The sequence below is a fragment of the Rhodococcus sp. NPDC127593 genome (assembly GCF_042671975.1).
Taxonomy (GTDB): Bacteria; Actinomycetota; Actinomycetes; order Mycobacteriales; family Mycobacteriaceae; genus Rhodococcus_F.
Genome location: NZ_JBHXWI010000049.1, coordinates 45493 through 69688, shown reverse-complemented (window position 1 = coordinate 69688; position 24196 = coordinate 45493). Strand labels below are relative to the sequence as shown.

Sequence of the window (24196 nt, the reverse complement as noted above, 5' to 3'; positions counted from 1 at the left end):
CGAAAGACCCACCCCGATCAATCCCCACAACAACCAGAGAGGCACCCATGAGCACGAACGAAGTTCACACCAACGAAGCGACCAACACGCATGTCACGCCAGTCGACATGAAGCTGGAGGTCGTCGTCATCCCCGTCACGGATGTCGACCGCGCCACCGAGTTCTACACCAGGCTCGGTTGGAGACAAGACGTCACACCGCCTGGCTCCGGCGTCGTCCAGTTCACCCCGCCCGGCGCCGACGCCTCGATCCACTTCGGCGCCGACCTCACCACGGCCGCGCCCGGTTCCGCCAAGGGATACCTCATTGTCTCCGACATCGAGGCTGCCCGTGACCAGCTGGTCGCCGCCGGCATCGAGGTGACCCTGTTCCACCTCGGCACGGACGGCCCGGGCGACGGGCTGGACCCGGACCGTCGCAGCTACTTCTCGCTGGCGTCGTTCAGCGACCCCGACGGCAACGCCTGGGTGCTGCAAGAGGTCACGACCCGGCTTCCCGGGCGCATCGACACCGCCGTCACCTCGTTCGGCTCTGCACGCGACCTCGCGACCGCGCTCCGGCGCGCGGCGACTGCCCACGGCCGGCATGAAGAGCGAACCGGCGAAGAAGACCCGAACTGGCCCGACTGGTATGCCGAGTACATGGCCGCCGAACAGTCCGGGGCGGAGCCGCCCACCTGAGGAGTTGCGAGGCCACCGCCATCGGCCATTTTCCCGCGAGGCAGCAATCCCGAAGACGCCTGAGCGGATCGGGCCATCCGAACACGACTTCCACGAACTTCGTTGCTGCACAGTACTGTCGAGAACATGCGCGCCGGGGGTCTGCAGGAGATCAGGACGGCTCGGAGAGAATTTCGTCGGTGGCGCGACGGGCGCTGAGGCCGGTGTGCTCGACGAGTTGCAGATCCATCAGATCCCGGTGCTGTTCGGCAGTGGTCGTCGAGCGTGCGAGGTATTGCCCTCGCGCGTCGAGTTGGAGATCGTTGGGGTGATCGACACGCCGGAGGCCTCCCATATCCGCTACCGCCTCCGTCACCGAGTCCGATACTCGCGGGTCGCTTCGCGAGCGAGTCACATCTCGTCGACGCAGAGCGATACCCAGACCATGAGGGGCGAAACCCGCACGCTGATCCCGTTCATGGCAATGATGACATGCGTCGTTCTGGCAGCGGGCTGCCAGTCGACCAGCGAACAAGCGGGATCCGTCGAAGGAACGACGATCCCGTGGAGCAAGGTCCCCGCCCCACAGTCGGGCGGAGGTGCCCCGCCCCAACCACCGGATCCTCCCCCACCGACGGACCCGAACGCCGGTCCCGGTATCCCCGGCCCTCCCACACCGACAACACCGACAACACCGGGCCCGACGATGACCGACATCCCACTCTTCCCGCCCACGGCGCTGGTGATTCCACCCGTCCCCGGAGTTACGGCCAGTGGCATGCACATCGAGCGGCACGACGGATTCGATCGCATCGTCTACGACTTCGGCGGCACTTACGCACCTCGCTGGCGCGCCGAATACGTCGCCGAGGCAACGCAACGCGGCAAGGAGACCGCGACACGGATCAACGGTCGATCGATCCTGCAGATCTACTTCTTCGACACGGGCTCTTCGATCGAGAGCGGGATCGCCGCGTACAACGGACCGAATCCGTTGTCGGACCCCGCGGCGCACAGCGTCGTCGAGGTACACCTCACACCGAACTACGAGAGAGGCACCCAATCGCTCGTCGGCGTCCGTACCGACTACCCGCACTTCCAGGTCACGACTCTCACAGAACCGACGAGAATCGCCGTCGACATTGACGGATAGCGCCACATCAGGGCACTCGTCGCCCCTACAGAGAATGCATTTCCCGGGGCGACACGAGCCGACTTTCGTGACAGATCGTCAAACTCGTTGACATACTTGAAGTGATGACTATCCGGATAACGTTAGACAGCTTTCACAAGGATGCGATCTCGATGCGAGATAACAGGCCCGCAGCCTCAGCCCTGCAGCTCTACCGCGCCTTTCAGCACCAACACCCCCGAACTCCGGTCCCGGCCGACTTCGTCACAGAATGCGGTTTCCGACTGGGACGTTGGCAGGACCGCCAGCGGATTGCTCGTATGCTCGGCACACTGCCGCCCGAGCGCATCGAGCAACTCGACGCGATCGGATTTCTGTGGAGCGATGACGACGTCCCACTTCCGGCCGTGTCACGTGCCGACCCCAAGCGACGACGGATGCTTACCGCCATCGCCGCCTACCGCGAAGAGCACGGCAACGCACTCGTTCCCGCGAACTATGTCACCGCTGACGGTGAACAACTGGGCCAGTGGCTCTACCGGGCGGTGAAGAAATGGAGGGCCGACGCCTTGCCGGACAAAGAACGTCGCACACTCGCCGTCCTCGGGGTCTCCCCCGGTCCACGACCGCGGGGACCCCGAACAGCGGCACAGCTCGTCGGACAGGTGACACAACGCAGAATGCCCGCAGGCTGAATAGTGTTGCTGCACAGATATTCAAGCATCACAGGTAACATTCGGTAGCTTGCGGCCGCGCGACGATCAGCCGTCGGCACGCCTGGCGGACAGACCAGGTCGAGAGTCTCGGGATCCGTCAGGTTGGCCCTCAGGACCGCGAACACCTCGGCCGGTGCTGTCGAGCAAACTCCGGTATGCCGGTCGTGGGTCGAGCCTGCAGGCCATTGAAACGTGATGCGAGGAGGATGCGCTCATGGATGTGCCCCACCGTGTCGGCGTGCTCGTGTTCGACGGCGTCAAGATGCTCGACGTCGCCGGTCCATCCGAGGTCTTCACGGAGGCCAATCGGCTCGGCGCCACGTACGAGTTGGTGCTGTGCTCGGTCGGGGCGGTCGACGTGACCGCGTCCACCGGGATGCGGATTCCCGTCGATGTCGATGCCGTGGAAACGGGCCGCCTGTCAACCGCACTGGTGATGGGCGGCGACATTTTTCCGTCCACGCCGGTGAGCCCGGAACTCGCCGACGCGGCCACTGTGCTGGCCGGCAACGCCGACCGGATGGCCTCGATCTGCACCGGCGCGTTCATCCTGGCGGCGGCCGGGCTCCTCGACGGCCGGCGCGCGACCACCCACTGGCAACACGCCGATACCCTTGCGCGCGGATATCCCCGGATCGCCGTGGAACCCGACGCGATCTTCGTCGAGGACGGCACCATCTACTCCTCGGCGGGTGTCACCGCCGGCATCGACTTGGCCCTGGCTCTCGTCGAACGCGATCACGGCGCCGAACTGGCGCGAGCGGTGGCCCAGTCGCTCGTGGTATTCCTGCAGCGACCGGGCGGTCAGTCCCAGTTCTCCCCCAGCATGCGCGGGCCGCGGCCACGCACCGGACAACTCCGCGAGGTGGTCGATGCCGTGGCCGCCGACCCCGCAGGCGACCACTCCATCACCCGGCTCGCCGCACGCGCCAACGTCAGTCCCCGGCATCTGTCCAGGCTGTTCCAGGACGAGCTCGGCACCACCCCGGCCAAGTACGTGGAGCTGATCCGATTCGAAACCGCGAAAGCCATGCTCGATGCAGGACACACCGTGACGTCAGCCGCGGAGCATAGCGGGTTCGGCAGCTCGGAGACCTTACGACGCAGTTTCATCCACCATCTCGGGGTGTCGCCCCGGGCGTATCGGCAGCGATTCCACTCCACCCAGCGCTGAGAGCAGCCGACAGGACATGTCCCGATCTGTGCGGAAGTGGGCCGGAATGCCGGTTTCCGCCGCGGTTGAAGATGTCACTGTGAAGTAGAGCAGCCGTACCCCGCGGACCACTACTCCGGAAGCGAGCCCCGCATGACCGACACCGTCGCAGGCATCGACATTCCCGACACCGCCCTCGTCACCGAAGCAACCGAACTGGTACGGGAGGCTGCGAACCCGTTGATCTACCACCACTCCCGCCGCGTGTTCCTGTTCGGTTCCCTCCGAGCCCGTCACCAGAAGCTCACGTTCGATCCCGAACTGCTGTACGTCGGGGCGATGTTCCACGACCTCGGCCTCACGACGAAATACCGCCGCACGGATCAGCGATTCGAGATCGACGGCGCCGACGAGGCCCGCAACTTCCTCCGGTCCCACGGAATCGGCGAAGACGAGGCACAGACGGTGTGGACGAGCATCGCACTCCACACCACCCCCGAGATACCGTTGCACATGGCACCGGAGATCGCGCTGGTTACCCGGGGCGTCGAACTCGACGTACTCGGTATCGGCTACGACACGATCACCGACGAGGAACGTGGCGCCGTCGTCGCCTCCCACCCGCGGCCGAACTTCAAGAACGAGATCCTCGCCGCCTTCACGAACGGACTCGAAGACCGACCGGACACCACGTTCGGCAACGTGAAGGCCGATGTGCTGGCACACTTCGTACCCGGCTTCGTCCGGGGTGACTTCGTCGATGTGATCGTGAATTCCGCTTGGTCCGAGTGATTTCCGTCCCGATTCTTCAGTTGACACCGCCCGGCAGATGACGTTGCAACAACGCCGCTGCCGAAATCCAGTCCAGGTTCACTATCTCGGCTGCGCGTTCGTCACCGACACACCCTCGAACTTTGGCGTCGAAATCTACATCGGACGCAGGTCGGCTCGGATGCCCCAGAGGCAGTTCGACCACGGCCTCGAGATGTGATCCGTCACGGAGTTCGACAACTACCGTGCAGTCTCCATCGAGCACCCCGTCGCCCACGGGCTCGGCAACCACACTGACGCTGTCGAGAATGCTCCGAACTTCCGGCCGCTGCACAGCAGCGTCGGTGAAGCTCCCGATGTCGGGAAACCCGTCCAGCAGGGCTGCCGCTATGCCGTAGTTCAGCGAGAACTTGCCTTCCAGACCCGAACTCGGATCGTCGTGGATCAACGGCAAAAGCGCGCTGTGCGGCGTGTGCAGCCTTATACGGGCGATGTCGTCGATCGATAACGCACCAAGCGACCGGATCGCCGCGATAGGACGCTGGAGAGCGTAGCAACACGGGTGAAGCTTCAGCCCGAGACCATCCGGAATGATGGGACCTTCAACCTGCGGGGATCTCCGCCCTCCGACGAGCCGGAACCATTCACCGACGGCACGGGGGTCGGCAGTCGCGCCGGCTGCGGCGAGTCTGGCAGCACGCACACCAGCCTGGGCAGCGAATCCGACCTGCATCGACTTGCCTGCGGTGCCGAAGGCTTGGCGGACACCACCTGCACCGGGCACAGCGTGCGCCATCGCAGTAGCGATACCGTCAGAATCGAGCCCGAGCGACAGCCCCGCGGCAACAGCAGCCGAGATGGCACCGACCGTCGCGGTAGTGTGCCATCCCTGCGTGTAGTGGTTCCAACCGAGCGCGGTACCCAGACGCGCCATCACACCCGCCGCCGCCAGGTACTCCCGCGCACCGCCGCCCGCTGCCAACGTGGCAGGAACGCACACCACACTGATGTGCGTCGTGGACGGTATGTGCAGATCGTCGAAATCGAGCACGTGCCCGACCGCTGCCCAACGCAGCGCGGCCGGCAGACCATCCGTCCACGCAGCTACCGGATCATCCAGTGCAGCGAGGGTCACTGCAACGGTATCGACCAGAGCGCGTCGAGCGAGATCGAGATCCGCGGCCTCGGGGTCGATTCCGGTGGCCCACCTTGCGAGATCGTGCGCGCTGACATCGGTTGATTCGTGCGGCGCAATCGTCATAGCCCGCTCCCTTTTCCCCACAGTGCGCCCGTTGCGCCCAGCTAGCAATACATGGCACACCATACCGTTGAACGGCACAGCACTCAAGAAGCTGCTCCCGAGTTCACCGGTAAGTCGCGTGCACGTTCGCTACCTCCCTCTGGCCTACCTGACCTACTTGGTCTGTAGGTCAGCACACTTCACCCGTGAATGAACCCGATGAGCCGCCCTTGACAGAGTGTGACCCGAAGCACGATACTCACTTTTCGATACACCGTGCCGCTATCTAGCACGCACGGCGTCGGCTTCACCATCTACGCCCCTGTGACGGGCTCGCGCCGATCGCAGAGTTTCCCGATGCGCTGATCGAAGCCACGGGCCCGGGGTGGTCAGTCCCTCAAAACTCTCCCACGAATGGAACCTCATAGAGCCACACGCAGCCCAGAGTCTTCCAGAATCACGAGCACGCCTTCACAGAAAGACGCTTCGCAATGAAGATAGAAACATCTGATAAAGCGGCCATCTTGAACCCGAGGCGACAGCTGATCGCCGGCACCGTCGGACACGCGGTCGAGTTCTTCGATTTCCTCGCGTACTCCTACCTTGCGGTCTACTTCGCGTCTTCCTTCTTTCCCTCTTCCGAGTCGTCGGGACTGGTGCCGCTCCTGAGCGCATTCGGCGTTTTTGCCGTCGGGTTCCTCGCACGTCCGCTGGCAGGGCTTTTCATCGGACGATTTGCAGATCGGTACGGCCGTCGGCGAGCTTTGAGCCTCACCATCAGCCTCATGGCCGGCGGCAGCCTGCTCGTCGCCATCTGCCCCACATACAGCCAGATCGGTGTCGCCGCGCCCATAATCCTCACGGTTGCCCGCATTCTGCAGGGATTGTCCGCTGGAGGCGAGTACACGACTGCGGGTGCCTTCATCGTCGAATCCGCACCCGCCGGCCGACGTGGTTTCTACTCGAGCTTCATGTTCGTGGCGTCGGGCATAGGTAAGTTGGCATGTCTGGCCTTCATCACCATGTTCGTCGCACTCATCGGTGATGATGCGATGCGGGACTACGGTTGGCGAATCCCCTTCGCTGTCGGCGCCTTAGCTGCGGTCGTGGCCTGGTATATTCGCCGCGGGACGCAGGAAACGCTCGGAACTACCGTCTCCGACGAGGGCGCGGCACCGGTTGATCACAACCCGCTCAATGCTCTGCAGCGTTACCCCAAGCAGTCCCTCATCGTATTTGCAATCGCAACCGGAATGGGTGTTGGACAATACTTTTGGGCTACGTACCTGACTACGTACTTCCAGATCCAGAACGGCGCCTCTGCCACCACCGCAATGACGGTCGGCATTATCACGCTCATTCTCTACACGATCGCACAGCCGGTGGCCGGGTTGATCTCCGACAGATACGGGCGTAAACCATGCATGTACGCATTTTGTACCGGCACCATCATTGTGACGCCTTTCCTGCTGTCGATCACTAGTTCACACTTTGCGGTACTCATATTCATTCAGCTCATCGGGCTACTATTGTTGAGCTTCTGCACATCGATCACATCAGCTGTGATGGTCGAAAACTTCCCACCGCACGTACGAGTGAGCGGCCTGGGCTTTCCCTACTCGCTCTCGGTGGCAATCTTCGGTGGAACGGTCCCGCTTGTGGCCACTGCTCTGGCCAATGCCGGTTACTCCCAGTACTTTCCGTGGTACATAGTGGCAACCGCGATTATTACGCTCCTGGGGGCCATAGCGGTACCGGAAACGTTCCGCAGCGATATTTCGGGCGAAGAATCCTGACCGGATTTCTCCCCTGTTCACGGGATTCGCTCCTTCTCGGGCCGCCCCTGGCGGCCCGAGAAGGACCCGTCAACTTCTGCCGATGGTGTTTCGGTAGGTGTAGTGCTCGGGTAAGTAGTAGCTGACCGCCAACTCAACTCCCCGACTGTCCGAATCGAGATACAAGCGATCGGCGCGTAACAGCGCATGCCCGGCGGGACAGTCGACGTGATGGGCGATCTCCTCGGCCGCCGGCGCCACGGTGATCGACTGCACGAGTTCGACAACGGGAGACGCCAGGTGGGGTTCCAGAAGACCGATGATCGTGTGCGCTCCGATCGCGCCTGGCTCCGTCCCCGCGCCGCCGCATAGGTGCTGCGCGTGAAGATCCGGCAGATGGACGGTCGTCATCGCGAACACGATCCCCGCGTAACGGCGTACATACGCGATCGTGGAGACGAAGTCACTGTCGAGGCGTAGACGGCTTGCGGCTTCGATGTCGGCCCTACGTTGCAGAGGCGCAACGATTTCTGTGGTGGCACCAGCGGGGAGGTTGGTCAGTTCTTCAATCGCCCCGAGTCGCCGGAGGCGCATGCTCCCCTGTTCGGAGACGAACGTGCCCCTCCCCGGAACGCGATACACCAGGCCATCCGCCACGAGATCGTAGAATGCTCGCCGCACCGTCTGCCGACTCAATGCATACTTTTCGGCAAGTTCGAATTCAGTGGGAAGCTGGCGGCCACCGTGGAAGTGGCCTGCAGCGATTTGCTCGCGCAGCGCGTGGGACAACCGCCGATGTGCCGGCGCTTGTTCGTTGTCACGGCCACCCATGAGCGCACACCGATCCGTTCCTGTCGCCCTTCGGCATCATCCATCGCCGCGACGTCCTGTCTTCGGAGGCCGATCCATCTGGATCGGCGCGAACCATGGTAGTCGATATCGGCACGGTATTCCAGATAATGGCACAGCACTTCGAGCCACTGCGCACCCGGCAACCCTGCTCCAAGCGCAAGTTCTGGCCGACATCGGAGAACACAGACCGGACCCGACGTCGGTTGACATACAGCTTTTACCTGCACTCACAGCGTTATCATTGCCCCTCGCCGGAGGGAGGGTTGACCAATACGGCTTCAGTGGGGCATCCTGATTCATATCGGAACACTGTGCCGTATAGAGGCACGGATGAAGGGTTGAAGCCTCATGACTGCTTTAGTTGACGACGTCGGGTCGTCAGGAGCCGGATATCTCACCGACGAGCGCCTCGCGATCCAGGCGATGGCGCGGGAGTTCGCCGCCAAGGAAGTGCTACCTGTGGCGAACGAACTCGATCCGGTCAAGGGCGAAATTCCGATGGAACTGCGCCAGAAAATGGCCGACCTGGGATTTTTCGGTGTGCTGATTCCCGAGGAATACGGCGGGCTGGGCCTCGGGGTCTTCGAGTACGCCCTGATCGTCGAGGAACTTGCCCGCGCGTGGATGAGCGTGTCGAGCCTGATCGCTCGTGGACAACAATTCACCGCGGGTTTCACCGAGGAACAGCGCCGAAAGTACTTGCCGCGGATGGCTACGGGCGACTTCCTCAGCGCCTTTGCCTTGTCCGAGCCCGATGCGGGCTCCGATGTGGCGGCGCTGTCGACTCGGGCCCGCAGGGAAGCTGACGGGTGGCGGATCAGCGGCCAGAAGATGTGGTGCACGTTCGCCGACGGAGCCGACTACCTCCAGGTATTCGCCCGTACGTCACCCATTGACCGCGACCACCGATCGCGCGGTATCAGCTGTTTCATCATGCCGAAGCCTCGCGGTGAGCTGCCCTCGGGAGTGACGGGCACACCGGTACGCAAGATCGGATATCACGGATGGCAGACGTGGGAGTTGTCCTTCGACAACGCCTACGCCGCGGGTGAGTCCATGGTCGGCCCCGAAGGCGAGGGCTTCAAGGTCGCCATGGGCGATCTCGAGACCGCCCGGATTCATACCGCCGCCCGCGCCATCGGCGTGGCGCGCGGAGCGCTCGAGGACTCCGTTGCGTATGCGCGGCAACGCGTCCAGTTCGGCCGTCCGATCGGGGACAACCAGGCGATTCGGTTCAAGATCGCGCACATGGCCACCGAACTCGAGGCGGCCCGATCGCTGATGTACCGGGTGTGCACCGAAGTCGACGCCGGCCGGCGCAACGCCGTGGAGGCGTCGATGGTCAAGTACCTCGCGACCGAGATGGCCGAACGAGTGACCAGTGAGGCTCTGCAGATTCACGGCGGCGCCGGATACACCACCGATTTTGCTGTCGAACGGTACTGGCGGGACGCGAAACTGACCAAGATCTTCGAGGGAACGTCGGAAATCCAGCTGAAGATCATCTCGGATTCGATCCTCGGAAGGCAGGCACGATGAGATCGCCGGCCGCCGGGCCACTGAACGATGTCGTGGTGATCGACCTGACCACCATGCTCGCGGGGCCCTTCGCCACTATGGTCCTCGGAGATCTGGGTGCCGACGTGATCAAGATCGAACCCCCGCGTGGTGACTTCATCCGAGAGCAGGGACCGTTCGCACCGGATGACGAACTACGCGCATTCGGTGGGTATTTCCAGAGCGTCAATCGCAACAAACGCAGCGTAGTTCTCGACCTCACCACAGAAGAGGGACGCACCTCGCTGCTCGAACTGGTCGCGCACGCCGATGTCGTCGTGGAGAACTTCCGCCACGGGGTCATGGACCGGCTCGGGCTGTCCTACGAGCGACTCCAGGAGAAGAATCCCCACCTGGTGTACGCGGCGATCCGCGGCTTCGGTGACGAACGCACCGGTAGCAGCCCGATGCGGGACTGGCCGGCGTACGACATCACCGTCCAGGCGCTCAGCGGCTTGATGGAGATCACCGGCGAGCCCGACCGACCCCCGATCAAGTCCGGACCCGGTCTCGGTGACACCGTGCCGGCGCTCTTCGCGGTGATCGGCCTGCTGTCGGCCGTGCACCGTGCTCGCCGTGACGGAGTCGGTGGTTTCGTCGACGTGTCGATGTACGACGCCATGCTGGCAATGTGCGAACGCACCGTCTACCAGCACTCCTACAACGGCGACGTGCCGACCCGGCAGGCAAACAGCCATCCCTTGCTCTGCCCCTTCGATGTCGTGCCCGCGGCAGACGGGTGGGTCAGTATCGCCGCGCCCGGCAACAATCATTGGCAGCAACTCTGCACGGTGATCGGACGCCCCGACTTGGCTACGGACGATCGCACAAGGGACAACGTCAGCCGACTGGCCAATCGTGACTTCACCATGTCTGCGGTGACCGCATGGACAACCACGCGAACCAAGGACCAGATCGTGGAAACACTCGGCGGCAAAGTCCCGGTGGCACCGGTCAATACCATCGAGGACATCTATGCGGATCCCCACGTGCGTGCCCGCAACATGCTCGTCGAGGTCGATCACCCCGGTGTGCCCCATCCGCTGACGATCGCCAACACGCCGATCAAGTTCGCGGATGCGGCCCCGACCCACCTCCGGCGAGCCCCGCTACTCGGCGAACACACCGATGAAGTGCTGGCCCAGTTCGACAACACCACAGCTGCCTTCCAGCTCGAAGAAACAAGATAGGGAGATCATGTCCAGAACACAACGACCGCGGCGTTCCTGCCTCGCGGTTCCCGGTTCGAATCCGAAGATGATCGAGAAGGCGAAGGGCCTCGATTCCGACCAGGTCTTCCTCGACCTCGAGGACGCGTGTGCGCCACTCGCGAAACCTGGTGCGCGCAAGACCATCGTCTCGGCACTCAACGAAGGCGGGTGGGGATCGAAGATCCGTGTGGTGCGGGTCAACGATCTCACCACCCACTGGACCTATCGCGATGTGGTCGAGGTCGTCGAAGGTGCCGGTGAGAATCTCGACTGCATCATGCTTCCGAAGGTGCAGTCGGCCGCCCAGATCGCCTGGCTCGACTTCACCCTGACCCAGATCGAGAAGACCATGGGTTTCGAGGTAGGCCGAATCGGAATCGAGGCGCAGATCGAAGACGCCGCCGGATTGATCAACGTCGACGAGATCGCAGCCGCGTCGCCGCGTACCGAAACGATCATCTTCGGCCCTGGCGACTTCATGGCGAGCATTAACATGAAGTCGCTCGTGATCGGTGAGCAGCCGCCGGGCTATGGGGTCGGTGACGCATTCCACTACCCGCTGATGCGGATCCTGATGGCCGCCCGAGCGAACGGGTTGCAGGCGATCGACGGACCGTATGTGCAGGTCCGTAACGTCGACGGCTTCCGCCGGGTTGCCGGGCAGGCCGCCGCGCTCGGCTACGACGGGAAATGGGTGCTGCATCCGGCCCAGATCGACGCCGCCAACGACACCTTCAGTCCAGCCCAGGCCGACTACGACCACGCCGAGAACATCCTCGCGGCGTACGAATGGTTCGCCTCCGACCGGGGCGGCCGCAAGGGCGCCGTCATGCTCGGCGACGAAATGATCGACGAGGCGTCCCGCAAAATGGCGTTGGTCATCGCCGGCCAGGGCCGCGCCGCCGGCATGGAACGCCTCGACGTGTGGAAACCGGAGATCGAAACCGTAGAGAGCGGTGTGTGAACAGTGACGACCGTGGAGAAAGAACAGAACATGCAGTTCGGTCGGTACTTCGAGGATTTCGAAGTCGGAGCAATCTACAGGCATTGGCCAGGCAAGACCGTCACCGAGTACGACGATCACCTGTTCTGCCTGCTGACGATGAACCACCACCCGTTGCACATCAACTCCCACTTCGCCGAGGAAACAACAGAATTCGGCCGAAACGTGGTCGTGGGCAACTACGTCTACTCACTTCTGCTCGGAATGTCCGTACAGGATGTCTCCGGCAAGGCGATCGCCAACCTCGAAATCGAATCGTTGCGGCACGTCAAGCCGACGTTTCACGGTGACACGATCTATGGCGAAACCGAGGTCCTGGAAGTCACTCCCTCGAAGTCCAAGGACGACCGAGGCGTCGTGTACGTCGAGACCCGCGGCTACAAGCAGGACGGGCAGATCGTCTGCATCTTCCGACGCAAAGTTCTCGTACCCAAGCGAAGCTACGGCGACTCGCGCGGCGGCGACCAACCCGCTCGACCACTGCCGCACGCGTAGTCGACTCCTGTGGGAGCGTTCCCACCCGTAACGCCCGCGGCTGATCTCACCGAGACCGGATGAGATCTGCTGGCTGGCTGTGTGATACGCGGATCAAGGATCTCGTCCCTCCGATCTTCGATCCGGGCCGGGTGTTCCCCCGATGGTGGGAGGACACCCGGCCCTTGACAGAGATCGCGGGAACGAACCAAGCTATCAACAGAAACACTGTGCCATTTATCGGCACAAACGCGGTGTAGCCGGTCACCCCGGGGCACCACTCGGAATAGGAAGCACAATGCGAGAGCGTTACGAAACGTTCGTCGGAGGACATGACGAGCGCAGTAAGAGTGGGAAGTACTTCTCCACCCGGGATCCCGCCACAGGCGACGTCATTGCCGAAGTCGCGCTCGGCGGGGCGGAGGACATCGAGGAAGCAGTTGCCGTAGCGCAGAACGCCTTCCGTTCGTGGCGTGACACCCCGGCCGCCACTCGCGGTCGCATTCTCCTCGAGGTCGCCCGCACACTGCGTGAACACGCGGACGAACTGGCCCGAATCGAAACACTGGACACGGGCCAGACGCTGTCGCAGTCGAAGGTCGATATCGAGACCGCCGCACGATACTTCGAGTACTACGGCGGGGCGGCAGACAAGGTGCACGGCGAGACGATTCCGCTGGGACCCGACTACCTCTCGTACACCCGTAACGAACCGTTCGGCGTGATCGGTGTCGTCACGCCCTGGAACGCGCCGATCAACCAGGCCGCACGGGCCATCGCACCCGCATTGGCGATGGGCAACGTGGTGGTCCTCAAACCCGCCGAGGACACACCGCTGTCGGCACTCGAGATGAGCCGTCTCGCCGTCGAAGCGGGACTGCCCGCGGGCGTTCTCAACGTCGTCCCCGGATTCGGTGCCGATGCGGGAGCGGCGCTGACCGGCCACGACAAGGTCCGCAAGATCGTCTTCACCGGCTCGGTGGAGACCGGCCGGGCGATCATGCGGGCGGCCGCCCAACGATTGATTCCCCTGACTCTCGAGTTGGGCGGCAAGTCCCCCAACATCGTCTTCGGCGACGCCGACCTCGACGCGGCCGCCGCAGGCGCCTGGACCGCGTTCACCACCAAGGCGGGTCAGGTATGTTCGGCCGGCAGCCGGTTGCTGGTGCATGCCTCGGTGCACGACGAGCTGGTCGATCGGCTCGTCCAGCACGCTGCGACCACGGTCATCGCACCGGGCATCGAGGACCCGGACATCGGATCCTTGGCCACGCGAGGGCAGTTCGACAAGGTCCGCTCGTATCTCGAACTCGGACCGAGCGAAGGTGCACGTGTCGCTACCGGTGGACACGTCGCCGACACCGGGCGGCTGGGCCGCGGGTTGTTCATCGAGCCGACCATCTTCGTCGACGTCGACAACACCATGCGGGTGGCACGCGAGGAGATCTTCGGCCCGGTACTGACAGTGCTCCGATTCGATTCCGATGAGCAGGCGGTCGAGATCGCCAACGACAGCGACTACGGACTCGTCGCGGGGGTCTGGACCCGAGACCACGGCCGGGCTCATCGCGTCGCCGGCGCCATCGAGGCGGGGCAGGTCTTCATCAACCAGTACTTCGCCGGTGGTGTCGAAACCCCGTTCGGTGGCTACAAGTTGAGCGGTTTCGGCAGAGAGAAGGGCCTTGAGGCGCTCAAGCACTACTGCCAGCTCAAGACGGTCACTGCCCGCCTGTGACCACGCGGGGCCTGTGAGGGCACCAGAGTCGACGCCCCCGTGCCGCATGAGGCACGGGGGCGTTTACGGGCAGCAACAACGTGGACAAATGTGGTCTGCGCGGCTCGGGAAGGATCCAGAGCGCTTACAGGCGGGATCAGAGCAGTGAACTCACGTTCGCTGCAGTGTCGGAGACCTGCTTTCCCCACCAGGGCACACGATGCTCGTCGAAACGGGTCTCCGGCATCGAGATCCCGATGCCACCTACCGGGCATCCCCCCTCCCCCAGCACAGCTGCCCCGACCGCACATACTCCCATCCGGTTCTGATTGACGTTCACCGCATATCCGACGCGGCGGATCTCCTCGATCTTCTTTCGGATCGATTCGGGATCGGTGTCGGTCTGCGGCGTCAGTTGCTGGATGGGATTGGAAAGAATTCTGTCGACCTCGTCGTCCGGCAGGCGCGCCATGATCGCCATTCCCCCCGACGTGTGAGGTAGCTGCCATGTGCTGCCGACCTTGATGAAGGTGCGAACAGCCTGATGGGAATCCATGCGTTCGATCTGAACCACCCGCTCCACGCCATCGCGAATCTGGAGTGTGATGGTCTCGTTCGTCAGATCCCGCAGCTCACGCATCGGCTCGAGCGCGACCGATCGCAAGTCTCCCTTGTCCCAGCCGCGCCGGCCCACGGCCAGTGCCCGCGAGGTGAGCTTCCACCTGGTGTACTCGCTCCCATCGCTGCGAATCCAGCCGGCGGATGCGAGCGCCTGAAGAGTCCGCTGCACGGTCGATTTCGGCAACTGAAGGGTGCGGGACAGTTCGCCTACTCCAACCGGCTGGCTCTCCGCCACAGCTTCGAGTACGCGCAAACCTCGTTCGATGCCTTGCACCTACTGTTCCTCTCCCTCGACCGCCGCTCCGCCGCGGTGCAACATTTCGTACTGTGCCGATTATCGGCACAGTATGTCGAAATGTCCAGTCTCGATGTCCGCTACCGGCTCACCGAAGGCGACTCTCGGCGGCCGCGCCGAAGCCGACAGGCGGCGAACTGTCCGCGAGGATCTTGAAGACGCCCGTCGCCGTTGCCACCACCGAATCGTTCACCCGCAGGTCGGAGTCCGCGAAGACGATCGATGCCGTACGCCGCACGATACGGGGTGAGCTCGTCAAGAGGTCACCGACCCGGACGATACCGAGGAAACTGACATTCAGCTGCACGGTCGCCATGTTCTGCGTGCCGGTTTCCGCGAGGGCGGTCGAACCGAGAGCTCGGTCGGCGAAGGCCATGATCAGGCCGCCCTGCACGACTCCTCGAAGGTTTCGATGTTTGGGTTCACACCGCAGTCCGTATTCCCGTGCACCGCCATCTCCGCGACGCAGCAGCAGTGGACCGATCAGCCCGATGAACCCACCGTCGTGCACCTCGTCCCATTCGACTTCGCTCACTCCCACCTCTACTTCTACTTCCATCCTGGCTTCGATCTTTCATACCCATCGAGTCGGGTCGCGACCTGATGGGCGGCGCGGTGCCGCCGACGGCGAGGTTGGAGGAACTCGCTCGTCGGCGGCCCGCGAGGTTGCGCGGGCCTCGTGCCTCGTGACCACCACGAGCACTGCCGGCCGCGCAACCCGTCAGGGGGTTACTGGGTAGCCGAGAGCACCTTCGACGGCACAGCCGAGTCACGGATTTCCCACAGCACCGGCTTGATGCACCGGAAGAACTGGGCTGCGTCCTCGCTCATCGGGAAGTGTCCGAGTCCCGCCATCGGAACGACCTTCGCACCCTCGATCTGCGCGCCGAGTTCCTCGGCCTCCTCCGGTCCCGTCGCGAAGTCGTATTCGCCGTTCAGGATGTACACGGCGGTCTTCGACGTATCGATGTTCTGTGCCGTTTCCCGAAGATCGTGCTCGACGCTGTAGTAGTGGAGATCACCCTTGAAGACCGGAGGGGATCCTTGGCTGTAGACCCAGGTCGTTTCCCTGCGGCCGACCTCGGGCGCCGTCGGCGAGGTGAGCGCGTACATCGCCGCGGGCTTCGAGTCGTTGCTGATCTCGGGGTGGAACCAGTAGTCGAGGTAGAAGCCGGGCGAATGCAGCGCCGCCTCGAGCGCGATCACGGCACGGAAGACGCCGGGGTAGTGCAGGGCCAGATCGGGGGCGAGGTTGCCGCCCATCGAACTACCCATGTACACCGCGTCCTCGCAGTCGAGGGCCTCCGCCAGGGCAACGACGAACTTCATGAAGAAGTCCTGGGTCAGGTTGTACTCCTGCTCCCACCATCGCACCGAGAGTGGCGGCAGCGACCGCCCGTGATACGGCAGATCCCACGTGATCACGCGGAAGTGCGAGGTGATCTCCTCGTCCTCGAGGAGATGACGATACTGGCGGCCGTCACAGCCGGCGGTGTGCTGGAGAAGTAGCGGGATTCCGGACCCGCTCTCCTCGTAGTAGACCCGGTACTCGACGTCGTCGATCGTGAGATGGACGTACCGTCCGACCGCCTTGTCGAACTTCGTCGTGGTCATTTCGCCTCCTCGGCAACGTTGGTGTACGAACGCATGAAATCGAACAGTCGTCTGAGCGCGGCGTAGTAGGCGAAGAACATCTTCATGTCTCCCCCATAGCGGAAGTTGTGCCGGGTGACCGCCGAGAAGAGGTCCTGATAGAACGGGCGAGGCACCCGCTGGAAGAACTTGCTCCATTCTTCGATCGGCGCCGAGATCTCGATGTCGTAGTTCCGCGCAACCGTCATGAGGTTGTTGCCCTCGGGCGGTGTCATGGAGTCGAGTCGACCGTCACGAATCACCAGCACGTAGGTTTCATCGCCGATCTCCAACCGGACGATGGCGTTCCAGAAGCGCGCCGCAATCTTGAATTCGGGATCCAAGTTGAGCGCCTCCGTGAACCTCTCCGTGTCCACAAATGGCATGGCCTTTCCCTTTCTAGGAAGTCGCTATTCGACCTGCGATCGCACGCGGGCGGCGTGGGGTTCGCGAGACAGGCCGCCGTAAACCTGAATCGATCTGTGCCGTTCAGCGGTACGCCGTGTCACTTTCGAGTATGTGCACTGGCTCACAGTTTGTCAATACGCTGAGGTGACACTCCGATGCCTACGCTCGACGCGGCCCCTACCCAGGCGCCGGATTGGGATCGCGTGAAGACGGAATGCTCCGTGAGACTCGGCATTCGAACTTCGATCTCACTATGTGGCACGCCTATTCCAGCATTTGATTCAGCGCGGTAGCTTCTGTAGACCGACGCCACTTCCGCCCACTACATGCCTGCACTCGGGCTGGACGACTCATCACGCGCGGAAACAGTCCCGCGTTCGTAGTTCGGAGATCTGATGAAAATAGCAGTCATTCCCGGGGACGGAATCGGACCCGAAGTCATCGACCAGGCAGTCAGGACCTTGCGCGAGGTTGCCCCCACCGTCGAAACCAGCTACTTCGATCTGGGCGCCCGAAACTACCGGGCCACAGGTCGCCTGCTCGACCCGGAAACACTCGACGAGATCCGGCATCACGATGCGATCCTGCTCGGCGCAATCGGCGACCCCACCGTCCCGGCAGGCACGCTGGAACGTGGCATCCTGCTCGAAATGCGCTTCGCGCTAGATCATCACATCAACCTACGTCCGACGAAGACGATGCCCGGCGCGCCACGGGTGCTTGCCGGAGATGCGAATCTCGACCTGCTGGTAGTCCGAGAGGGAACCGAAGGCCCGTACACCGGCAACGGGGGCGCGCTCCGCGTCGGAACTCCCCATGAGGTCGCGACAGAAGTCAGCGTCAACACACGCTTCGGCGTCGATCGACTTCTCCGCGAGGCGTTCGAGCGGGCCACGGTCAGGCGGCAACGGTTGACGATCGTGCACAAGCCGAACGTTCTCGCCTTCGCCGGCTCCTTGTGGACGCGCGCTGCCGACGAACTGGCAACGATGTACCCAGACGTCGAGGTCGATCACATGCTCGTCGATGCGGCCATGCTGCATCTCGTCACAAACCCCGCCCGATTCGACGTCATCGCCACCGACAACCTGTTCGGCGACCTGATCACCGACCTCACGTCCGCCCTGGGCGGGGGTGTCGGTCTAGCGGCAAGCGCGAACATCGATGGCTCACGGAGGAATCCTGGCATGTTCGAACCAGTACACGGGAGCGCTCCGGACATCGCGGGTCGAGGAGTCGCCGATCCCACAGCCGCGATCCTCTCGGCAGCGCTGATGCTGCATCACCTCGGGCTGTCACGTGAGGCGAACACCATCGACCAGGCAGTTCAGGACCACGTCGCATCCCGCGAACAGGAATCCCGCTCCACCGAGGAAATCGGTGAGCAGATCAGGAGCCGGGTGGGCTCCGCATCCCTCACACCCCGCCACCATCCGGCTGCCAGTTCGCAATGAGTTCCACGAGACCGGGAAAACGCCCATCGAGGTCTTCGATGCGGACTCGGCTGCGACGCTCGAGCCCGTGCTGCCGCTGTCGGATGACACCCGCTTCCCTGAGCGCTTTGAAGTGATGGGTGAGGCTCGACTTGGGCCGGTCGAAGCCGAACCAACCGCAGGTGTGGTCGTATTCCTCAGACCTGGTCAAGAGCCGGTTGACGATTGTCAGTCTCAGCGGGTCGGCGAGGACGCCCATGACCCGCTCCAGGCGTATGTCCGCTGCCGCCGGTTCGGGCAGCGGCATCGGCAGGGAAAGCTCTTCGCTGTCGCTCATGCGATAGGTCGGCGCGAGATCAGTCATACATCCAGCATAGCGTCAGTACGAGTTTTGTCGTACCATCTCAGTACGATAATTTTCGTACTGGTACGCCCGGTATCGAACCGGATGCGGAAGAGGAGACAGCGATGGCAAAGACTTCGGCCGGCCCGAAGGAACTGGGGTGGTCCCTGGCCGCCGCAAGTACGGTGACAGCCGTGTTCGTGCTGTCGAACGCGCCTACACCGCTGTACACGCGCTGGCAAACGGAATGGGAATTCAGTTCCGGAACCTTGACGATCGTGTTCGGGGCGTACATGGTCGGGTTGATCGGGACCCTTCTCGTCGCAGGGAAACTCGCCGATCGATATGGGCGGAAGATTGTGCTCGTCCCAGGCCTGATCGCCGCGGTCACCGCGGCGGGCCTCTTCCTGTCGGCCACGGACGTAATATGGCTGCTGGCGGCCAGGCTGCTCGCGGGCGCCGCGGTTGGCGCGGCCGTCACCGCCGGCATGTCGGCGACGATCGATCTCGCCCCCGATCACCGGCGCCGGACGGGATCCATGATCGCCTCCGCTGCAATGGTATTCGGTGCCGGACTCGGACCACTACTGTCCGGGGCGCTCTCCCAGCTCATCGACACACCACAGTCCTGGATATTTGGAATCGTGCTCACAGTAACGGTGCTGACACTGGTCGTCGCGATACGGTTGCCACTCCACCGCGGATTCGTAGCGGACGGTCCTGTCGAGCCTCTCTGGTCGTGGCCTTCCGTTCCCCGCCCGAATCGACGTGAACTCGTTTGGGGAGCAGCAGCATTCGCTCCAGGCATTACCTCGACCTCCTTCTTCCTCTCCCTCGGACCCTCGGTCCTCGCCACCGGCATCAACGCCCCCAGCCCGCTACTCGCGGGTGCAGCGGCATGCGCCATGTTTCTGGTAGCAACCGGAATCCAGTTCGCCCTCGCGCATCTACGTACCAGAACCCATCTCGCGCTGAGTTCCTCTGCCGCATTCGTCTCGATGGTGACGCTGACGGCGAGCGTCACCATCTCCCCCACACCGGCGCTGTTCGTCATCGCGGCACTTCTTGCCGGCGCCGCACAGGGCCTCGGCCAGCTTGCGGCACTGACGCTGATCGGCACCCGGATCCCCTCGAACCATCGCGCCGAAGCAAACGCGACTTTGAACATTGCCGGCTACATTCCTGCGGCTCTGCTACCTGTGGGAACGGGCTACCTGATCCAATTCATACCCTTCGGCGCAGCCGTCATCACGTTCGCGGCAGCCGTCATGGCATTCTCCCTCGCCGCCTTGATCACCGTACGAATCAGCACAGCCGAACACGTGCGTCCCGGCACCTCGGACGCGCAAGTGATCCGCCGCGAGACGGACGCCGCCGACGAGGACGCACTGCTGGTACGCGCGCAGACATGACACACGGATAGTCGTGTCGCCGGGCACCTTTGTCTCCCAGCCGATGGGTTGGACCCCGTCAACCCTTGTCAGGAGCTCCGCTGAGGGGCTTGACTGAAACGTGGGTCTCGATCGCCCAGGATGAACAGACAGGGAGGATGCATATGCCAACCCATCAGGCCGTTCACGTCCAGGCCCCCGGTGAACCGCTGACACTCGTCGACGTCGAGACAGGATCGCCCCCTCGCGACCACGTACGAATAGCGGTGTCCGCGTGCGGAGTGTGCGGCACCGACCACGCCTTCGTCAACGGCGCGTTCCCGGATATGTCTTGGCCCCTGACACCTGGACACGAGATCGCCGGAACCATTGCCGAACTCGGCGACGGCGTCGACAACTACACCGTCGGCGACCGCGTCGCTGTGGGTTGGTTCGGTGGACACTGCAACCAGTGCATCCCCTGCCGTCAGGGCTCCTTCATTCATTGCGAGAAGTTGCAGGTGCCGAGCTGGCAGTACCCCGGCGGATACGCCGAGTCGGTGATCGTTCCAGCAAACGCACTCGCCCGGATTCCGAACGAGCTGTCCTTCGCCGAAGCCGCACCCATGAGTTGTGCCGGGGTCACCACGTACGACGCGCTGCGCAAAACCAGGGCCGTCCCAGGCGACCGCGTCGCCATCCTCGGCATCGGCGGACTCGGCCACCTCGGCGTGCAGTTCGCCCGGGCGATGGGCTTCGAGACGGTCGCCATCGCCCGCGGCGCCGACAAAGGCGACGACGCTCGTCAGCTCGGCGCCCACCACTACATCGATTCCACCGCCGGCGACGTCAGCGAAGCGTTGCAGGCTCTCGGTGGCGTGTCGGTGGTTCTGGGGACCGCTGCGAACTCGAAAGCGATGGGTTCTGTGGTCGGTGGGCTGCTTCCGCTCGGTGAGCTCACCGTCGTCGGTGTCACGCCCGACCCACTGCCGATCAGCCCCCTACAGCTGATCACTCCCGGCGTCGATGTCACCGGCCACCCGTCCGGCACCGCCCGCGACGTCGAAGAGACGATGCACTTCGCGGTCCTGTCAGGCGTGCGTGCCCGAATCGAGGAACGGCCGCTGGCTCGAGCGGCGGAGGCCTACGCCGCGATGGAGGAAGGACGCGCACGCTATCGGATGGTCCTCACCATGTGACCATTCTCGGCGCCGGGGTTGATCGACTGCGCTCAGTTAAGTTCGTTGCCACTCCGCCGTTCGAGGCCCCAGGTGCCGGAAGGTCCGTGGAGCTTCTCGTACGCGGCCTTTTCGGCGTCGTGCCGGGACGCCTTTCTCGGGTTCTCCAGATCGGGCGGCAGTCCATGCCTCTCGAGGCGCCGAGATCGGTTCTGCGCCATGTACGACACCGCATAGAACACGGCGAGTAGCACTCCGAGCAGGACCATGGACGCTCGCAGTCCGAGCGGTCCCGGGAACAGGAAGAACGCGGCGAAGACCGGAACGAACGGGACCATGCTGCGGACGAGGTGCCGGGGTACCGCCCAGTCACCGACCAGGTCGTTGCGGACCCAGTCCTGCATGGAGTCGGGAAGTTTGCGGCCTACCGCGTAGCCCAGCCACTGTATGGGGCCCGGCCGGGTTCGTTGCGTGTTTCGCGACATGACAACTACCTGTTCATGTTGTGCTGAAGTCGAATTCGACATGGTTGTCCTCATTGATCGAGCGCGCCCGCTCTGAGCGCAGCCTGATTGACGCGGGTGAGAACGTCGTGCAGTTCTTCGAGTTCGGCCAGGCTGACGCCGAGCTTCTCGATCACGGCGGGCGGAATCTTTTCGGCCTCCGCACGCAGCGCAGCACCGGCTTCGGTCAGCTCGACATCCAACTGGCGCTCGTCGGCCCGGCTGCGGGTGCGCGTGATCAGTCCGGACGCCTCGAGGCGCTTGAGGAGCGGCGAGAGGGTGGGCGAATCGAGTTGCAGCGCGGTCCCGATCTCCTTGACCGCCATCGGGGCCTTTCCCCAGAGAGCAAGCATGACCAGATACTGCGGATGCGTCAGCCCCATCGGCTCGAGCAAGGGGCGGTAGACGGCGAGCACCGCCCGGTTCGCGATCGCGAGCGCGAAACACACCTGCCGGTCGAGAGCGAGTAGATCGTCGCCGGCCTTCCCCTGCTGGATGTCTGCGGTCATGCCACCAGGCTACCAGAATGATTCGTGCAATAACTAATATTGCACGAATCATTCTGGAGGTAGTCGGCGATCAAGGTAGACGCGCAACGAGGGCATCGAGGCCGGTTCGCGGGCCGGAGAAGAACGGAGTCTCCAGCCGAACGTGCCGGCGCGCGTCGGTAGCGCGAAGGTCTCGCATCATGTCGACTATCCGGCTCGGGTCCGGAGCCTCGAAGGCAAGGATCCACTCGTAGTCGCTCAACCCGAAGGAACTCACGGTGTTGGCCCGCACGTCCGGGTAGGCGCGAGCCGCTCGGCCATGTTCGGCGAGCTGCCGTCGTCGCTCGGCGTCCGGCAGCAAATACCACTCGAGCGATCGGTTGAACGGGTACACGCACACGAACTGCCCCGGCTCCTCGTCGGCCACGTATGCCGCGATGTGGCTACGGTTGAATTCGGCCGGCCGGTGGAGCGCGACCGCACTCCACACCGTCGTACACGCTCGCCCGAGTCGGCAGCGCCGGAAACCGGAGTAGGCGGCCTGCAATCCCTCGACGGTGTCGGCATGCGTCCAGATCATGAAGTCGGCGTCTCCACGTAGTCCTGCGACGTCGTAGATCCCGCGGATCGCGACACCGGACTCGGCGACTCGGTCGAGGTAGGTGTGCGCATCGTCCACGACCTCGTCGCGCACGTCCGGAAGCGCGCCGGGAACCACCTGGAACACGGTGAACATCATGAACCGCACGCGTTGATTGAGTTCGGTGAACCGAGAGCTGGTCAAGGCGTGGGCTACCTCTCGACCGGAACGCCGACCAACGAGCCGTACTCCACCCACGAGCCGTCGTAGTTCCGAACCTCGGGGTAGCCGAGCAGTTCGTGGAGAACGAACCAACTGTGCGCCGATCTTTCGCCGATCCGGCAATAGACGATGATGTCCTTCGTCTCGTCGAGGCCGGCGTCGCCGTACAGGGCGCGGAGCTCGTCCTCGGCGAGGAAGGTGCCGTCGTCAGCGGCGGCCTTGGACCACGGCACGTTGACAGCAGTCGGGACGTGCCCTGGAACCTGGGGTTGCTCCTGCGGGAACTGCGCCGGAGCGAGGATCCTCCCGGAGAATTCGTCGGGAGACCGGACGTCGACGATACTCTTCTTCCCGATCTGCTCGATCACCTCGTCGCGGTGCGCGCGGATTCCCGACACAGGCTCGGACGCCACGTAGTCGGTGCCCGGCCGGGTGACCTTCTCGCTCGACAAAGGCCGACCGTCGAGCTCCCACTTCTTGCGTCCGCCGTCGAGCAACCGGACGTCGCGGTGGCCGTAGAGCTTGAAATACCAGTACGCGTAGGCCGCGAACCAGTTGTTGTTCCCGCCGTACAGGATCACCGTGTCGCCGTTGGCGATTCCCCTCTCGGACAGGAGTTTCTCGAACGATCGCTGGTCGATGAAGTCGCGGCGTACCGGATCTTGAAGATCGCGCTTCCAGTCGATGCGTACGGCACCGTCGATGTGGTTCGTCTCGTACTGCGCGGTGTCCTCGTCCACCTCGACGAGGACGACATCGGGGTCGTGCCGGTGTTCGACGACCCATTCGGCGTCGACCAGAAAATTGCTTCTACTCATGGCTCATCCTTCACTTCGTAGACAACCGGGGCGTGCACATATAATTAA

General features: G+C 63.5%; 26 protein-coding genes and 1 pseudogene. 14 read left to right on the top strand and 13 right to left on the bottom strand.

Going from position 1 to position 24196, the window contains the following annotated elements; genetic code table 11:
- The first annotated feature begins 47 nt into the window (after positions 1 to 47).
- Positions 48 to 680, top strand: coding sequence for a VOC family protein (locus ACFVJ3_RS35790; RefSeq protein WP_378456569.1), 633 nt, complete (start codon positions 48 to 50; stop codon positions 678 to 680).
- 151 nt (positions 681 to 831) lie between these two features.
- On the opposite strand, the gene ACFVJ3_RS35785 is transcribed toward ACFVJ3_RS35790, so the two are convergent.
- The gene (locus tag ACFVJ3_RS35785) at positions 832 to 1035 is read right to left on the bottom strand and encodes a hypothetical protein (RefSeq protein WP_378456568.1); all 204 of its coding nucleotides are present in this window, start codon (positions 1033 to 1035) and stop codon (positions 832 to 834) included.
- A 330-nt stretch (positions 1036 to 1365) separates the two neighbouring features.
- Between ACFVJ3_RS35785 and ACFVJ3_RS35780 the strand changes: the two genes are divergently transcribed.
- The 4 genes from ACFVJ3_RS35780 to ACFVJ3_RS35765 all read left to right on the top strand — a co-directional run bounded on the left by ACFVJ3_RS35780 (position 1366) and on the right by ACFVJ3_RS35765 (position 4452).
- Entirely contained in the window at positions 1366 to 1812 is a 447-nt protein-coding gene (locus ACFVJ3_RS35780) for a hypothetical protein (protein WP_378456567.1), read from the top strand.
- A 152-nt stretch (positions 1813 to 1964) separates the two neighbouring features.
- Positions 1965 to 2486, top strand: coding sequence for a helicase associated domain-containing protein (locus ACFVJ3_RS35775; RefSeq protein WP_378456566.1), 522 nt, complete (start codon positions 1965 to 1967; stop codon positions 2484 to 2486).
- A gap of 235 nt (positions 2487 to 2721) precedes the next feature.
- Positions 2722 to 3681, top strand: coding sequence for a GlxA family transcriptional regulator (locus ACFVJ3_RS35770; RefSeq protein WP_378456565.1), 960 nt, complete (start codon positions 2722 to 2724; stop codon positions 3679 to 3681).
- Positions 3682 to 3813: 132 nt separating this feature from the next.
- Entirely contained in the window at positions 3814 to 4452 is a 639-nt protein-coding gene (locus ACFVJ3_RS35765; RefSeq protein ID WP_378456564.1) for an HD domain-containing protein, read from the top strand.
- Between the two features lie 16 nt (positions 4453 to 4468).
- Here the strand turns inward: ACFVJ3_RS35765 and ACFVJ3_RS35760 are convergent, their stop codons facing one another.
- Positions 4469 to 5692: an MmgE/PrpD family protein gene (locus ACFVJ3_RS35760; RefSeq protein WP_378456563.1), complete on the bottom strand. Its 1224-nt coding sequence runs from the start codon at positions 5690 to 5692 to the stop codon at positions 4469 to 4471.
- A 470-nt stretch (positions 5693 to 6162) separates the two neighbouring features.
- Between ACFVJ3_RS35760 and ACFVJ3_RS35755 the strand changes: the two genes are divergently transcribed.
- The gene (locus tag ACFVJ3_RS35755; RefSeq protein WP_378456562.1) at positions 6163 to 7467 is read left to right on the top strand and encodes an MFS transporter; all 1305 of its coding nucleotides are present in this window, start codon (positions 6163 to 6165) and stop codon (positions 7465 to 7467) included.
- 69 nt (positions 7468 to 7536) lie between these two features.
- Here ACFVJ3_RS35755 and ACFVJ3_RS35750 read toward each other — a convergent pair whose 3' ends face one another.
- A complete protein-coding gene (locus tag ACFVJ3_RS35750) occupies positions 7537 to 8277 on the bottom strand; it encodes a GntR family transcriptional regulator (RefSeq protein ID WP_378456561.1) in 741 nt (246 codons plus the stop codon).
- A gap of 369 nt (positions 8278 to 8646) precedes the next feature.
- Between ACFVJ3_RS35750 and ACFVJ3_RS35745 the strand changes: the two genes are divergently transcribed.
- From ACFVJ3_RS35745 to ACFVJ3_RS35725, 5 genes are all read left to right on the top strand, one after another.
- Positions 8647 to 9837 (top strand): acyl-CoA dehydrogenase family protein, encoded by a 1191-nt coding sequence (locus ACFVJ3_RS35745; protein WP_378456560.1) that lies wholly within the window; start codon positions 8647 to 8649, stop codon positions 9835 to 9837.
- Positions 9834 to 11045 carry a CaiB/BaiF CoA transferase family protein gene (locus ACFVJ3_RS35740; RefSeq protein WP_378456559.1) on the top strand — a complete coding sequence of 404 codons (1212 nt, stop codon included), beginning with the start codon at positions 9834 to 9836 and terminating at the stop codon, positions 11043 to 11045. The genes ACFVJ3_RS35745 and ACFVJ3_RS35740 overlap by 4 nt, the downstream gene beginning before the upstream one ends.
- Positions 11046 to 11052: 7 nt before the next feature.
- Positions 11053 to 12030, top strand: a complete 978-nt coding sequence (locus ACFVJ3_RS35735) for an HpcH/HpaI aldolase/citrate lyase family protein (RefSeq protein WP_378456558.1) — start codon at positions 11053 to 11055, stop codon at positions 12028 to 12030.
- 3 nt (positions 12031 to 12033) lie between these two features.
- Entirely contained in the window at positions 12034 to 12564 is a 531-nt protein-coding gene (locus tag ACFVJ3_RS35730; protein ID WP_378456557.1) for a MaoC family dehydratase, read from the top strand.
- Between the two features lie 277 nt (positions 12565 to 12841).
- The gene (locus tag ACFVJ3_RS35725; RefSeq protein ID WP_378456556.1) at positions 12842 to 14278 is read left to right on the top strand and encodes an aldehyde dehydrogenase family protein; all 1437 of its coding nucleotides are present in this window, start codon (positions 12842 to 12844) and stop codon (positions 14276 to 14278) included.
- A 136-nt stretch (positions 14279 to 14414) separates the two neighbouring features.
- On the opposite strand, the gene ACFVJ3_RS35720 is transcribed toward ACFVJ3_RS35725, so the two are convergent.
- From ACFVJ3_RS35720 to ACFVJ3_RS35700, 5 genes and pseudogenes are all read right to left on the bottom strand, one after another.
- Positions 14415 to 14951, bottom strand: a complete 537-nt coding sequence (locus tag ACFVJ3_RS35720) for an IclR family transcriptional regulator (protein WP_378456581.1) — start codon at positions 14949 to 14951, stop codon at positions 14415 to 14417.
- Positions 14952 to 14984: 33 nt separating this feature from the next.
- Positions 14985 to 15152, bottom strand: a pseudogene (locus tag ACFVJ3_RS35715) (helix-turn-helix domain-containing protein); the annotation flags it as partial.
- Between the two features lie 109 nt (positions 15153 to 15261).
- A complete protein-coding gene (locus tag ACFVJ3_RS35710; RefSeq protein WP_378456555.1) occupies positions 15262 to 15732 on the bottom strand; it encodes a PaaI family thioesterase in 471 nt (156 codons plus the stop codon).
- Between the two features lie 170 nt (positions 15733 to 15902).
- Positions 15903 to 16787, bottom strand: a complete 885-nt coding sequence (locus tag ACFVJ3_RS35705; protein WP_378456554.1) for an alpha/beta fold hydrolase — start codon at positions 16785 to 16787, stop codon at positions 15903 to 15905.
- Positions 16784 to 17191, bottom strand: coding sequence for a hypothetical protein (locus ACFVJ3_RS35700; protein WP_378456553.1), 408 nt, complete (start codon positions 17189 to 17191; stop codon positions 16784 to 16786). The genes ACFVJ3_RS35705 and ACFVJ3_RS35700 overlap by 4 nt, the downstream gene beginning before the upstream one ends.
- 417 nt (positions 17192 to 17608) lie before the next feature.
- Here ACFVJ3_RS35700 and ACFVJ3_RS35695 point away from each other — a divergent pair, with 417 nt between their 5' ends.
- Complete coding sequence (locus ACFVJ3_RS35695) at positions 17609 to 18667, top strand: 3-isopropylmalate dehydrogenase (RefSeq protein WP_378456552.1); 1059 nt, start codon at positions 17609 to 17611, stop codon at positions 18665 to 18667.
- Here the strand turns inward: ACFVJ3_RS35695 and ACFVJ3_RS35690 are convergent.
- Positions 18630 to 19010 (bottom strand): ArsR/SmtB family transcription factor, encoded by a 381-nt coding sequence (locus tag ACFVJ3_RS35690; protein WP_378456551.1) that lies wholly within the window; start codon positions 19008 to 19010, stop codon positions 18630 to 18632. The two genes, ACFVJ3_RS35695 and ACFVJ3_RS35690, sit on opposite strands and share 38 nt — an antisense overlap.
- A gap of 104 nt (positions 19011 to 19114) precedes the next feature.
- On the opposite strand from ACFVJ3_RS35690, the gene ACFVJ3_RS35685 reads away from it, so the two are divergent.
- Together ACFVJ3_RS35685 and ACFVJ3_RS35680 are read left to right on the top strand one after the other, a co-directional pair.
- Positions 19115 to 20401, top strand: coding sequence for an MFS transporter (locus ACFVJ3_RS35685; protein WP_378456550.1), 1287 nt, complete (start codon positions 19115 to 19117; stop codon positions 20399 to 20401).
- Positions 20402 to 20544: 143 nt separating this feature from the next.
- Entirely contained in the window at positions 20545 to 21558 is a 1014-nt protein-coding gene (locus ACFVJ3_RS35680) for an alcohol dehydrogenase catalytic domain-containing protein (RefSeq protein ID WP_378456549.1), read from the top strand.
- A gap of 32 nt (positions 21559 to 21590) precedes the next feature.
- Here ACFVJ3_RS35680 and ACFVJ3_RS35675 read toward each other — a convergent pair whose 3' ends face one another.
- The 4 genes from ACFVJ3_RS35675 to ACFVJ3_RS35660 all read right to left on the bottom strand — a co-directional run bounded on the left by ACFVJ3_RS35675 (position 21591) and on the right by ACFVJ3_RS35660 (position 24148).
- Positions 21591 to 22022 carry a DUF5313 family protein gene (locus ACFVJ3_RS35675; RefSeq protein ID WP_378456548.1) on the bottom strand — a complete coding sequence of 144 codons (432 nt, stop codon included), beginning with the start codon at positions 22020 to 22022 and terminating at the stop codon, positions 21591 to 21593.
- Between the two features lie 50 nt (positions 22023 to 22072).
- The gene (locus tag ACFVJ3_RS35670; RefSeq protein WP_005242124.1) at positions 22073 to 22549 is read right to left on the bottom strand and encodes a MarR family winged helix-turn-helix transcriptional regulator; all 477 of its coding nucleotides are present in this window, start codon (positions 22547 to 22549) and stop codon (positions 22073 to 22075) included.
- Positions 22550 to 22619: 70 nt separating this feature from the next.
- On the bottom strand, positions 22620 to 23312 hold the full coding sequence (gene hemQ / locus ACFVJ3_RS35665) for a hydrogen peroxide-dependent heme synthase (protein WP_378456547.1): 693 nt from the start codon (positions 23310 to 23312) through the stop codon (positions 22620 to 22622).
- Positions 23313 to 23320: 8 nt separating this feature from the next.
- The gene (locus tag ACFVJ3_RS35660; protein ID WP_378456546.1) at positions 23321 to 24148 is read right to left on the bottom strand and encodes a sulfurtransferase; all 828 of its coding nucleotides are present in this window, start codon (positions 24146 to 24148) and stop codon (positions 23321 to 23323) included.
- Positions 24149 to 24196: the final 48 nt, after the last annotated feature.